This is a genomic window from Corallococcus sp. Z5C101001, assembly GCF_007352635.1.
Taxonomy (GTDB): domain Bacteria; phylum Myxococcota; class Myxococcia; order Myxococcales; family Myxococcaceae; genus Corallococcus; species Corallococcus silvisoli.
Genome location: NZ_VKLU01000001.1, coordinates 536,421 through 548,526, shown reverse-complemented (window position 1 = coordinate 548,526; position 12,106 = coordinate 536,421). Strand labels below are relative to the sequence as shown.

Here is a 12,106-nt window from a genome sequence, read left to right as displayed (position 1 = left end):
GCCCCTCCGGATGATGCGCAGGCTGCTGCCCACCCTCGCCGCACTCGTGCTCGGCCTCGCCGGACTTGGGGTCGGCCTGGGCTATCTCCACCGCATCTTCACCGCCGAGCGCGAGGACGCGCGGGCCACCCTCCAAGCCCGGCGCGAGGCCCTGGAGCAGTACGCCCGCGCGTCGCTGGGGCAGGCCCTGCACGAGGGGCTGGAGGGCGCGCGCGCCATCCTTCAGGCGGCGAAGGCGGACCCGCTGATGGCGGCCCCGGGCCTCTACCTGCGCGAGAAGGAGGAGCAGCTGCTGCCCCGGCTCGCCCTCTTCGACACGGCGGGGGATGCCCCCGCGAAGGAGCGCTACGTCCGGCTGCGCGCCGGCACGGAGACCGCGGAGGAGGACGAGGGACCGTGGCGGGAGCGGCTGGAGCGGATGGCCCTGGTGGAGCGGGCGCTGGCCACGAAGGACCGCCGGGCCACCCTGCTGGCGCTGAGGGCCCTGCTCGACCACCGCGCCCGCTTCCTGCTCGCGTCCACGCGCGACCTGCCCTCGCTGCTGGTGGTGCTGGAGGACGTGGCGGCGCGAGGCGACGCGGTGCCCGACCTGATGCGGGCCCTGGTGCGCGACGGCCTCCTGGAAGGACATGGCGCTGGACGGATGGAGGGCTTGCAGCGGCTGCTGCTGCTCAAGCGCTCGCGCCTCACGCGCGAGGACTTCGACTTCCTGCGAGGCCGGGTGACGGAGCTCTCCACCCGCGTGGGCGCGCCGGTGGCGGACTTCGAAGCGCGCTCGCGGGAGCTGGCCGCCTCCGCGCTGCCGCTGCCCGGCGACCTCCCGGAGCCGGTGCTGGTGCGCTCCGGCTGGTACCTGGAGCCGGTCGCGGAGGGCGACACCCGCGGGATGACCCTGGACCTCCCCGGGCTCATGGAGGGCCTCACCCGGGAGATGCGCGAGCGCGGCCTCCTGGAAGCGGACGGACGCGTGACCCTGCTGGGCGACGCGCCGGTGATGGCGCTCACGTCGCTGCCGGTGGTGGTGGAGTCGTCCACCTGGGCCCGGGGGGAAGCCGCGCTGGAGAGCCGCTACCGGCTCAAGTCGCTGATGCTGACCCTGTGCGCGGCGCTGGCCCTCACCATCGCGGCGCTGGCCTTCGTGGCGCAGCACCGCAAGTACCGCTTCCTGGAGCTGAAGAGCGACTTCGTGGCCACGGTGTCGCACGAGCTGCGCACGCCGCTGGCCTCCATCCGCCTGCTCGCGGAGACGCTGGAGTGGCGGGTGGCGGAGGGCGCGGACGCGAAGGACTACCCCGCGCGCATCATCCGCGAGGCGGACGCCCTGGGCTTCCTGGTGGAGAACCTGCTGTCCTTCAACCGCATCGACAAGGGTCGCTGGGTGCCGAAGCTCGCGCCCGTGCGGCTGGACGAGCTGGTGTCGGGCCTGCGCCGCGACCTGGAGGCCAGCGCCCCGATGCCCGTGGAGCTGACGGCGGACGTGGACACGCGCGAGCTGAACGCGGACGCGCAGCTCTTGCGGCTGCTGCTGGCGAACCTGGCCCGCAACGCGTGCGCGTACAACGAGCGGAGCCCCGTGCGCCTGCACGTGGCGACGCTGCCGCGAGGGCGCGTGCGCTTCACGGACAACGGCACCGGCATCCCGAGGGCGGAGTGGGAGCGCGTCTTCGGAGAGTTCCACCGGCTGTCCGGCCAGGGAGGCCGCGAGGTCCCTGGCAGCGGGCTGGGGCTCGCGCTGTGCCGGAGGATCGCCCGGCTGCATGGGGGAGCGCTGCGCGTGGCGGACTCCAGCCCCGAAGGCACCACGTTCGAGCTGACCCTTCCTGAATACCCACCCGGAGAGCGAAACCCCGCATGAACCCTTCCGCCCCCGCGGTCCTCGTCGTGGAGGACGATCCAAACCTGCGGCTCGCGCTGCGCGACAACCTGGAGCACCAGGGTGGCTACTCGGTGCAGGAGGCCGCCACGGTGAAGGAGGCGCGCGAGCAGCTGACCCGCCGCGACTTCCAGCTCATCCTCCTGGACGTGATGCTGCCGGATGGCGACGGGTACGCGCTCTGCCGCGCGCTGCGCGAGGAGGGCCTGGGCATCCCGGTGCTGATGCTCACCGCGCGCACGCTGGAGGAGGACGTGGTGCGCGGCTTCGAGTCCGGCGCGCAGGACTACCTGGGCAAGCCCTACCGGCTGCGCGAGCTGCTGGCGCGCGTGGGCGCGCACCTGAAGCGCGGGGGCGTGGCGCAGGCGAAGCACCTGCGCTTCGCGGGCTACAGCGTGGACCTGGACCGGCGGCGGGTGGAGTCGCCGGAGGGCGCGGAGGTGGAGCTGACGCGCAAGGAGTTCGACCTGCTGGCCTTCTTCATCCGTGAGCGCGAGCGGGCCCTCCCGCGCGACCAGATCCTGGATGCCGTGTGGGGCACGGACGTGGTGGTGGATCCCCACACGGTGGACAACTTCGTCTCCAGCCTGAAGCGCAAGCTCAAGTGGACCCCCGCGTCCCGCTTCTCCATCCAGACGGTGCGCGGCGTGGGCTACCGGATGGAGGTGGAGCGAGCCTCCTGAGGTCCGGCCGCGCGGCTTGTCACGGCTCCGGGGGCGGGGAAGACTGGCCGCATGGCCTCCGCCCGCCGCGTCCTCGTCCCGCTGCCCGACCATGACTTCGACGTCACCGAGGTGGCCGTGCCCTGGCGCATGCTCACCGACGCGGGCCACGAGGTGGTGTTCGCCACGGAGCGGGGCCACATGCCCGCCGCGGATCCCCTGCTGCTCACCGGGGTGCTCTTCGGGAAGCTGGGCGCGGCTCCAGAGCCCCGGCGCTTCTATGGCGACCTCACCCGGACGGAGGGCTTCCAGAAGCCCCTCGCCTGGGACGCGGTGACGCCGTCGGACTTCGACGCGCTCCTGCTGCCCGGAGGCCACGCGCCGGGCATGCGGCAGTACCTGGGCAGCGCGGCGCTCCAGGCGAAGGTGGCCGCGTTCTGGGCGCTCCAGCGGCCCGTCGCGGCCATCTGCCACGGCGTGCTGGTGCTCGCGCGGGCCAAGGACCCCGCCACGGGCCAGAGCGTGCTCCATGGCGCGCGCACCACCTGCCTGCCCAGGTACATGGAGCGCTCCGCGTACCTGCTGACGGCCTGGAAGCTGGGGCGCTACTACCGCACCTACCCCGCCTACGTGGAGGAGGAGGTCGTCGCCGCGCTCGCGGACCCGGGCCACTTCCAGCGCGGCCCCCGCGTCCTGTCGAAGCGGGGCACCGCGACGGACCACGCGCCCGCCTTCGTGGTGGAGGACGGCCGCTACGTGTCCGCCCGCTGGCCGGGCGACGCGTACCTCTTCACGGAGCGCTTCCTGACGCGCCTATGAGCCGCGCCTGGAGCGGAGCCCGGGTCAGGTCTCCCGAGGCGTGGGCTGGTTGCGCCAGATGATCAACACCTGGTTGATGGTGTTGACCCACCGGCGCGCCGCCGCCGCGTCCTCGTGGATGGCGTCCTTCATCAGCTTGAAGACGAAGTCGTTGCCATCATGGAGGAGCAGCCGGATGCCGTCGCCCTTCCAGAAGCTCTCCCGCACCTCCGCGCGGTCGATGTCCTTGAGGTAGTAGTTGAAGAGGAGGGTGCCGTCGGCGTCCTCGGCGAAGATGCGCCGGCTGGTCATCGTCGCCAGATAGGTGCCGTAGAGCGTGTCGTCGGCCCTGCGCGTCGACACCAGCGACTGCAACTGGATGTCTTCCTTGGGTGCCAGCTGGACCTTGGACTTCATTTCTCCCCCTTCTCGCTGCTGCCGGACTCGAACAGCAGTCCTTCCCTGTACAGCTCCGTATAGCCACACGAGTCACACACCGCGGCGAACAGGGTGAGGACCTCCGGTTTCCCGAAGCCCGCATCCGGCTTCAGGTGGAAGCGGCTGAGGGGCATGTTGAGCAGGGTGTCCGGGCAGTTGACGCACAGGAGCGTCTTCGAGCCCGGCTGGGTGGGATGGGCGCGGATGGGCATGGCGCTCAGTCCTCGGTGAGCTTGTTGTGACCCCGGGGCGTGGTCTGGTTCACCTTGTCCCGCGCCGCCTGGTCCTTCATCCGCGCGATGTCCTTCTGCGTCTGCTCGTGGCGGTTGGCGTCGTCGCGGTCGTAGGCATCGTCGATGACGTTCCCCAACCCACGCCCCACCGTCGCGGCCCCCTTGATGGCCGTCCCGACCCCGGCCACGACCTTTCCCGCCCCCGGGTACACGAAGTCCGCGACAGGCGCCGCGTAGCCCACGTTCCGCCCAATCTTGCCAATGACGTCGTAGGTCTTGTCCCGCTGCTGCTGGTGCGGCTGCCGCGCGTCCCCCACCGCCTCGATGCCGCCCAGCGGGGCCTCTTCATCCTCGGAAGGCTCCTCGGAGCCAGACGCGCCGAAGGGGTCCTCCTCCGGAGGACGCCCGGACTGGTTCCCCCCGAAGAATCCCCCTCCATCATCCGGCGGCATCACGGCCTTGATCTGCGGCTCTGGCCGGGCGCCGGGCCTGTGGATGCGCGGCTGCGCGCCTTCCACCTGAGCCCCGTTGGACGGCGAATCCTCTTCGTCGAAAAAGCCAGACATGTTTCCCCCTCATGGGATTATTCCCACGGCGCTGCACGCAGAATCCTGGGCCAGTCCATGCGACACCGTCAAGGCAGCGAACGGGACTGAACCCAGCAGGTCCTCCGCGAGCCAGGCAACCCCAAAGGGAGCCAGCGCATCTCCACCGCGACCACTTAACAGACTAATCTTTGATTGCTCGTTTTGCTGCGTTCTGTCTTATGGTCCTGGCGCCTCGATTCACGGGAGAGCGCGTCATGACCAACACGCTGATGTTCCGCTGTCTGTCGTTGCTGGGGATGGTGGGTGCGGTGGGGGGCTGTTCGGGACCGGAGATGGGTGGAGAGCCACCGGAGGCGACCGGGCGGGTGGAGAGCCCCGCCATCGTGTCGACCATCACGGAGGGGGACTACGTCATCCGCTCCGCGCGGACGAACAAGTGCATCGACGTGGCCTCATCCAGCACGGCGGACGGCGCCACGGTGCAGCAGTGGGACTGCAATGGCACCAATGCCCAGAAGTTCCACATCTCGCCCACGTCGGGCGGGTACTTCAAGATCATCAACGTCAACAGCGGCAAGGGGCTGGACATCAAGGAGGTCAGCACCGCGGAGAACGCCCTCGTCCATCAGTGGAGCTACGTCGGCGGCAACAACCAGCAGTTCCGGTTCGTGAACCGGGGCGGCACGCAGTTCAGCTTCCACCCCCGTCACACGGACATGGCGGTGGACCTGTCGTGGGGCTCCCCGGACAACGGCACGCTGCTGGTCCAGTACCCCTACCAGGACCGAGACAACCAGCGCTGGACGTTCGACCTGGTCTCCGGCGGTGGCGGAGGAGGCGGTGGCTCGGGCTTCGCGGGCATCCTCACCCGCGACACGTTCAACGCCATGTTCCCCAGCCGCAACGGCTTCTATACCTACGACGCGCTGATCGCCGCCGCCGCGGGCTTCCCGGGGCTCGCGACCACGGGGGACACCGACACGCGCAAGCGCGAGGTGGCCGCGTTCCTGGCCAACGTGTCGCATGAGACGGGCGGGCTCGTGTACATCGAGGAGATCAACAAGGCGGACTATTGCGACACGTCGTGGGGTCCGCCGGGCTGCGGCTGCGCGCCGGGCAAGCGGTACTACGGGCGCGGTCCCATGCAGCTGTCGTGGAACGGCAACTACTGCGCGGCGGGCAACGCGCTGGGCCTGCCGCTCCAGGCGAACCCGGACCTGCTCGCGCAGGACGCGAACGCCGCGTGGCGCACGGGGTTCTGGTTCTGGACCACGCAGACGGGCGCCGGCTCCATGACGGCCCACAACGCCATCGTGAACGGCGCGGGCTTCGGTGAGACCATCCGCACCATCAACGGCTCGCTGGAGTGCAACGGCCGCAACCCCACGCAGGTGAAGAGCCGCGTCGACGCGTACAAGAACTTCTGCGCCCTGCTCGGCGTGAGCCCCGGCAACAACCTGGAGTGCTGACCCCGGCGCGCGCCGGGGTCGCGGGTCCTCCTGCCGCCCCGGTGCGGCCCCAGGGTCAGGGAATCTGACCCAGCACCTCGAACAGGGCCTCGCGCGTCGGCCCCGAAGCGTCGCGGACCACCGTCTCCAGCATCCCCTTCGCCCGGCCCAGCTGGGACGGATCCGCCTCCTCCAGCGCGGCCACCGCGGCCTCCTGGAGCTCGCGCGACGCGGCCGGCCCCAGCTGCCCCCTCAGCAGGAAGAGGGCCTCCGCCGACGGTGCTCCCGAGCGCACCAGCGCCACGGCCGCACGGGCCGCCACGAAGGCGCTCTCATCCCGGAGGTGCTCGCGCAGCGCCGCGACCGCCACCGGCGACAGGGGCCCCGTCAGCCCCAGCAGCGACGCCGCCTCCTGGCGGATGGGCGGCTCCGGCGCGCTCAGCGTGCGCAGCAGCGCTGGCTCCAACCCCTCCAGCACCGGCGCGGGCCGCGCCTCGCCTTCCATCGCCTCCAACAAGCCGCGCAGCGACACCAGGGACAGGTAGAGGCGAGCCCCCTCCGTCTTGCGCACCTGCTCCAGCAGCCGGGGCGCGGTCCTCTCAGGAGCCAGGGGCGCGAGCGCCGCCAGGGACTCCAGCGCGGAGAGGGCCACCGGCTCCTCGTCCTCCAGCAGGGTCAGCAACCCAGGCAGCAGGGGCAGAGCGGCCCGCCCCACCCGCCCCACGACGCGCGCCATCGCGCTGCGGACCGGGGCGCTGGGGTGCTGGAACATCCCGCCCAGCACGGCGAGCTGGGACGCATCCACCCGGCACACCAGCGAGAGCACCGCCGCAGCGTTCTCCAGCTCCGGCGTCTCGGCCTCCATCCGCGTCAGCGCGGTCAGCACGCTCTGGACGGCGAGCGTGGTGAGGCCCGCCTGGGGAGGCCACCAGCCGCGCTGCAGCAGGAACAGCAAGGGCTCGGCCAGCTTCGTTCCCGGCCGCCCCAGCTCCTCCAACAGGGCCCGGGCCGTCCGCTCACGCGACGCCGCGTCCGCGGACGCCAGCGCCTCCTCGAGCGCGGACAGCGCTTCCTCCCGCGCTCCGCCATCGCGGGAGGACAGCCGGGGAATCCACTCCTCCGCCGTGCGGACACGGCCCCTGTCGCGCTCCGAAGACATGCCCTCGAAGGTAGCAACATCGGGGAGCGGCGGCGCTACGGAGAGGCCTCGGTGACGCGCCCGTCCGCGTCCACGTCGAAGTGGAGCGTTCCCCGGTTCTTGCCCACCACGAACAGCGCGTAGCGTCCCCCGGCCTGGAGCGCCCGGGGCTCCTCGACCACGGCGAAGCCGCTCGGCGCCTCGCCGTACGTCAGGGCCCCCACGCTGGCCAGGTCGCCGAACGGTTCGGCCCGCAGCTGCCAGTAGACCGCCCCCGCCCGGTCCAGCACCTGGACGGTGTTGTAGCGGGGGCGGTCCGCGTGCTCCGGATCCTCCACCTGGAACCGGGGAGCGGGCAGTTTCTGCGCGCCGTCCGCGAGGGACACCTGGAGGACCGGACGGCACGCGGTGAGGACGAGCAGCAGGAGGCCCCAGAGCCAACCCGGCGGAACGAAGCGCGGCGACCTCATGGGCTAGGGGGCTCCTTGTCCGGCGCGGACCTGCGCGATGGCGGCGTTGATCTGCGCCGTGTAGTCCTTGCCATTGTAGTGGAAGCCGGCGGCCGGGTTGGCGAAGTAGCCGGCGAGCTGGGCCTGCTGAAGGAACTCCGCCTGTTGCTCCGGGTTCAGCTCGCTCCAGGCCTTGCCCGCGTCCAGGCCCTTCTCGAAGTCGTAGCCGTCCCCGAGGTACTGGGCGACCAGCGCCTCGCTCATGTAGTCCGTGCCGCCGTTCTGGTGCTGCCAGACGTGCGCCGACTCGTGCACCAGCAGGTCCGGCGTCAGGGGCAGGTTGTCCGGCGGGATGTAGATGGTGTTGCCATGGGTGAACGCGCGGCCGGTGGTGCTGAACAGCCCGGAGCTGCCCTCCTTGATGCGCATCTGCGAGTAGTCGATGGAGTCCCCGTACACGCTCTTCAGCGTGGCGATCTCACTGTCGCTCAGCTTGCGTGCCGGCGGCTCCAGGCCAATCAGCGTCTGGATGGCGCTGACGCCGCGGCCGGCCATCATCAAGATGGCGTCCACGGGGGTCTGCACGACGGTCTTCAGCAGGCCCAGGCCCATCTGCTTGAAGCCCTCGCCGAACTTGCCCTGGAACAGCTTGCCGATGCCGCCGAGGAAGGTGCCCACCCCTTCCCCGATGTTGCGGAACGCGCCCACGACGGTGCTGACCGCGCCGGACAGCAGGCTGCGCACGCCGTCGCCCACGCGCGTAGCCACCGTCTTCACGCCGCTCCAGACCGTCTTCGCCGCGGACCCCACCCAGTTCGCCGCGGTCGTCACCGCGCCACCCACCGCCTTCGCCGCGGTCGTCACGGCACCGCCCACGGCCTTGGCCGCCGTGGTGACAGCCCCGCCCACCGCCTTCGCCGCGGTCGTCACGGCACCGCCCACGGCCTTGGCCGCCGTGGTGACGGCGTTGCCCACGGCCTTGGCCGCGTCCCCCAGGGCCTTGAAGGGATTCCAGAACTCGACCTCCTTGTCCTTGCCGTCGATGTGGATGATGCCCTTGTCATTCTCCGCGCGGATGTCCGCGATCTGCTTCGGCGACAGCTTCTCCCCGGACAGGATGCGCCGGAACAGCTCGCCCTCGTCGCCCGCGGCGTCCTCGGTGTTGAGCTTCGTGTCCAGGTGGTGGCCCGCCTCCTCCACGTAGGTGGAGGCCGCCAGCGCCGGGTCCAGGGACGCGTTGATGAGCACCGTGCCGGACTCCGCGTCGTAGGCGCCGTTGGCCCCGTTCAGCGTCTCGGCGGGCACCGTCCGCACCGGCGGCAGCCAGCCGAAGTCTCCCTTCAGGGCCTGCTGCCGGAACTGCTCGGCCTTGGCGGAGTCATAGCCCTCGCCGTAGACCGTCTTCATCGTCTCGTGGAACCCCTGCTTGTCCGCCGCCAGCGCCCCGAACTCGCGCTTGAACGTGGACGTCACGTCCGGCTGCTTGGAGATGAAGGCGCTCTGCTCGGAGAACCCCGCCCGGCGCGCCGCCGCCTCCGGTGCGCGCGGCGGCGTTCCCCTCGCCGCGCTCCCCTGCGCCGTGCCCGAAGGCTGACCGCCCGCCGTGAGCGCCTTGCGAGGCTCCTGCGGCGGGACCCTGGTTTGAATCCGCATCGTCATATGTCCCCCTCGATGAAGCATGTTCAATCAGGACTCACAGTAAACCCTGACGGACAAGGGGTGACATACGACAACTGACCGATGCGGCCTCAGACCTGCGCCATCTGGATGAGGTTGCCGCAGGTGTCCTCGAACACGACGGCGGTGATGGGTCCCATGGCCGTGGGCTTGCCCCGGAACACCACCCCGAGCTTCAGCATGCGCTCATATTCCGCCTGGCAGTCCTCGACGCCGAACGACGCCGCGGGGATGCCCGCGTCGAACAGCGCCTTCTGGTAGACGCGCGCGGGCGCGAAGCCCATGGGCTCCAGGAGGAGCTGGGTGCCCTCCGTCGCGTCCGGCGCGACGACGGTCAGCCACCGGTACTCCCCCACGGGGACGTCCACCTTCATCACGAAGCCCAGGACCTCCGTGTAGAACTTCAGGGCCTTGGCCTGCTCATCCACCATCACGCTCGTCACGTGGATCCGCATCGCATGTCTCCAGGGTCGTGGGTTGCTTCAGTCCAGCCACTGCGCGAAGTGCTTCTCGAACACCGGAGAGGCCGCGTCCACCGCGGCCCAGGTATCCGCCTCCAGCTTCGGGGCGCCTCCCGCGTCCTTTCCGAAGACCTTCAAGAGGTCCGCGTCGATCCACAGACCGTTCATGTTGTGGAACCAGCGGTAGGCCCGGAGGCGCAGGCCCGGCAGGTCGCGCAGGTGCGCGTCCCACAAGCCACGGGGCAGCGCGGCCTTCATCAACTCCGAGCCTCGCGCCTCGCGCCGCCGCACGGCCGCCAGCTGTTCCGCATGCGCGGCGAAGCGCGACGGCTCCAGCAGGCCCCGCGTGGCCGCCCAGCCCACGAACAGCGCGGTGCCCACGCTGGAGAAGGGGTCCAGCGCCCGCGCTTCATGCACCTGCAAGGTGATGGTGCGCACCTTGCGCAGGGAGACCACCAGCTCCGTCGTCCCCGTGCTGTCCAGCGGCCGCACCCAGTGCGGCACCGTCAGCGCATCCGTGAGCATGGAGCTGGGACGCAGCTCGGTCGGTGGCCCGAGCTTCTTCGTGATGGCCTCCTCCGTCAGGTCCGTCGCGTCGAGCCCCAGCACGGGCTCCGGGAACTGGGGCCGCACCCACGCCAGCGACAGGTACGGCACGAAGGTGCGGGCCGTCTTCGGAATGGGCGGGAAGGCCTCGTGGAGGACCTCATGCGTGAAGTTCAGCTCCACGCCCGCCTTCGGCGCCTCCAGGTTGATGGAGTCCGTCTGCGGCGTCGTGGACCGGGGCGCCGGCTTGCCCAGGACCTCCTCCGCGTACCTGACGACCTCCGGCGAATCCGCGCGCTGTCCCAGCAGCGACACCAGCCGGCGCAGCGCCGGCCCCATCGCCTTCACGTCGTCGGTGGGCGTCCCCAGGCCCGCGACGGGCGCCACCTCCGGGGTCGGCGCCTCGCCGTCGAGCCACGCCGAGAAGTCGAAGCGCGGCGCCTTGGGGACCCGAAGGCCCCGGGCCTGGATCCACGCGGCGAGCGCCTCGCGGCCCGAGGACGCGTCGTCGTCATCCAGGTCGTAGATGCCCGTGCTGCCCTCCGACCAGGCGACGAGGAACGCCTCCAGCGAGTCCGCGACGGTGCGCGTCTCCCCTTCGGAGCCCAGCAGCACGACCGCGTTCTTCAGCAGCGCCAGCAGGGACCCATCCGGGAGCTTCAGGAAGGAGAAGCCCGCGGCCTGAAGCCGCTTCGCGTTCTCGGGCGAGTACTCGCTGGGAATCGCATCGAAGCCAAACACGTCGAACCAGCCCAGGGTGCCATGGTCCTGGGTGCCCACGAACGCGCCGACATCGCGGAGCAGCGGGGGGATGGTGTGGCCCTTCGGGGCCTTGGCGATCTGGGTTGTGTATTGGGACATGGAGGCCGGATGCTTCCCCATGCGAGCCCTCCCCGTCCACGACGGAAACAGGCCCCCGTGGGGTCATCCATGATGCCCGTCGCCTGCATCCACGCGGACGGCCTCGAGCCCGAGGCGCGCTGTGTTAAAACCGGGTCGCGCCATTCGAGGACCCCATCATGCACGCGCTGGTTCTTGCCCTCTTCTTCGCCTTCCAGGCTCCTGAGCTGAAACAGCCCCCGCGGTACAGCGCCGAGCTCGAGGCCGTGCGCCAACAGGCCGACGCCGCGTTGGACCCCACGGGCGGCAATCCCATCGAGGCGCGGCAGCACATCCAACGACTGCTCAAGGAGGCCCCGGAGAATCCCCAGACACACTTCCTGCTGGGGCGCATGCTCGTGCAGCATGGCGAATACGAGGAGGCCCACCGCGCCATGGAGCGCGCGCTCGAGCTGGGCCTCGACGGGAACGACCGCATCGAGGCCCAGAACTGGCGGGACTCCTTGCAGCGACAGATGGCCGCGTTCGACGAGGCCCAGAGCGCGATGTCCGAGCAGCTCCGGAAGGATCCCAACGACCTCGAGGCGCATAAGGCGCTCGCGCTGTTCGCCTACAGGAAGCGAGACCTCGCGGCCGCCCGGACGCACGCGGCGCGCGTCACCGAGCTGCGGCCCGACGACGGGGACGGCCACGCCCTGCTCGGCGCCATCCTCCTGGACCTGGGCGACGAGGACGGTGCCCGCGAGCAGGCGCGACAGGCCCGCGCCATCGGCGACTCCAACCAGGTGCAGTCCCTCGAGGCCCGCCTCCAGTCGCTGAGCCAGAAGAGGCTCTTCGTCGCCGTGCCCCTCGGACTGGTGGCCGTCCTGGTCCTGGGGCTCGGCGGCTACTGGATGTCCCGCCGCCGCAACCGCCGCGCTTCCAGTGCGGGAGCGGCCTAGGCATTCAGCTCGGCCCCTGGACGAGCACAACGGCACCGCCCAAGCCCCCGAGCC

General features: G+C 70.8%; 13 protein-coding genes. 5 read left to right on the top strand and 8 right to left on the bottom strand.

Annotated elements, in window-relative coordinates:
* Window positions 1–10 precede the first annotated feature (10 nt).
* The 3 genes from FOF48_RS02290 to FOF48_RS02280 are packed head-to-tail and all read left to right on the top strand — an operon-like array spanning window position 11 to window position 3,354.
* A complete protein-coding gene (locus tag FOF48_RS02290; RefSeq protein ID WP_143898278.1) occupies window positions 11–1,855 on the top strand; it encodes a HAMP domain-containing sensor histidine kinase in 1,845 nt (614 codons plus the stop codon).
* Complete coding sequence (locus tag FOF48_RS02285; RefSeq protein ID WP_143898276.1) at window positions 1,852–2,556, top strand: response regulator transcription factor; 705 nt, start codon at window positions 1,852–1,854, stop codon at window positions 2,554–2,556. Before FOF48_RS02290 ends, FOF48_RS02285 begins: the two co-directional genes overlap by 4 nt.
* A 51-nt stretch (window positions 2,557–2,607) precedes the next feature.
* Window positions 2,608–3,354 carry a type 1 glutamine amidotransferase domain-containing protein gene (locus FOF48_RS02280; RefSeq protein WP_143898274.1) on the top strand — a complete coding sequence of 249 codons (747 nt, stop codon included), beginning with the start codon at window positions 2,608–2,610 and terminating at the stop codon, window positions 3,352–3,354.
* A 24-nt stretch (window positions 3,355–3,378) separates the two neighbouring features.
* Here the strand turns inward: FOF48_RS02280 and FOF48_RS02275 are convergent, their stop codons facing one another.
* Genes FOF48_RS02275 through FOF48_RS02265 form a run of 3 tightly spaced genes read right to left on the bottom strand, consistent with a single transcriptional unit; the run spans window position 3,379 to window position 4,570 of the window.
* The gene (locus FOF48_RS02275) at window positions 3,379–3,750 is read right to left on the bottom strand and encodes a hypothetical protein (RefSeq protein ID WP_143898272.1); all 372 of its coding nucleotides are present in this window, start codon (window positions 3,748–3,750) and stop codon (window positions 3,379–3,381) included.
* Entirely contained in the window at window positions 3,747–3,983 is a 237-nt protein-coding gene (locus FOF48_RS02270) for a hypothetical protein (RefSeq protein ID WP_143898270.1), read from the bottom strand. The genes FOF48_RS02275 and FOF48_RS02270 overlap by 4 nt, the downstream gene beginning before the upstream one ends.
* Window positions 3,984–3,988: 5 nt before the next feature.
* Window positions 3,989–4,570, bottom strand: coding sequence for a hypothetical protein (locus tag FOF48_RS02265; protein WP_143898268.1), 582 nt, complete (start codon window positions 4,568–4,570; stop codon window positions 3,989–3,991).
* A gap of 236 nt (window positions 4,571–4,806) precedes the next feature.
* Here FOF48_RS02265 and FOF48_RS02260 point away from each other — a divergent pair, with 236 nt between their 5' ends.
* Window positions 4,807–6,021, top strand: a complete 1,215-nt coding sequence (locus FOF48_RS02260; protein ID WP_143898266.1) for an RICIN domain-containing protein — start codon at window positions 4,807–4,809, stop codon at window positions 6,019–6,021.
* A 55-nt stretch (window positions 6,022–6,076) separates the two neighbouring features.
* Here FOF48_RS02260 and FOF48_RS02255 read toward each other — a convergent pair whose 3' ends face one another.
* The 5 genes from FOF48_RS02255 to FOF48_RS02230 all read right to left on the bottom strand — a co-directional run bounded on the left by FOF48_RS02255 (window position 6,077) and on the right by FOF48_RS02230 (window position 11,132).
* Window positions 6,077–7,159 (bottom strand): hypothetical protein, encoded by a 1,083-nt coding sequence (locus FOF48_RS02255; RefSeq protein ID WP_186001730.1) that lies wholly within the window; start codon window positions 7,157–7,159, stop codon window positions 6,077–6,079.
* Between the two features lie 35 nt (window positions 7,160–7,194).
* Window positions 7,195–7,608, bottom strand: a complete 414-nt coding sequence (locus tag FOF48_RS02245; protein ID WP_143898260.1) for a hypothetical protein — start codon at window positions 7,606–7,608, stop codon at window positions 7,195–7,197.
* A 3-nt stretch (window positions 7,609–7,611) separates the two neighbouring features.
* The gene (locus FOF48_RS02240; RefSeq protein WP_143898258.1) at window positions 7,612–9,240 is read right to left on the bottom strand and encodes a hypothetical protein; all 1,629 of its coding nucleotides are present in this window, start codon (window positions 9,238–9,240) and stop codon (window positions 7,612–7,614) included.
* Between the two features lie 95 nt (window positions 9,241–9,335).
* Complete coding sequence (locus FOF48_RS02235; protein WP_143898256.1) at window positions 9,336–9,719, bottom strand: VOC family protein; 384 nt, start codon at window positions 9,717–9,719, stop codon at window positions 9,336–9,338.
* A gap of 27 nt (window positions 9,720–9,746) precedes the next feature.
* The gene (locus tag FOF48_RS02230) at window positions 9,747–11,132 is read right to left on the bottom strand and encodes a hypothetical protein (RefSeq protein WP_143898254.1); all 1,386 of its coding nucleotides are present in this window, start codon (window positions 11,130–11,132) and stop codon (window positions 9,747–9,749) included.
* A gap of 158 nt (window positions 11,133–11,290) precedes the next feature.
* Here FOF48_RS02230 and FOF48_RS02225 point away from each other — a divergent pair, with 158 nt between their 5' ends.
* Complete coding sequence (locus FOF48_RS02225; RefSeq protein ID WP_143898252.1) at window positions 11,291–12,052, top strand: tetratricopeptide repeat protein; 762 nt, start codon at window positions 11,291–11,293, stop codon at window positions 12,050–12,052.
* The last annotated feature ends 54 nt before the right edge of the window (window positions 12,053–12,106 follow it).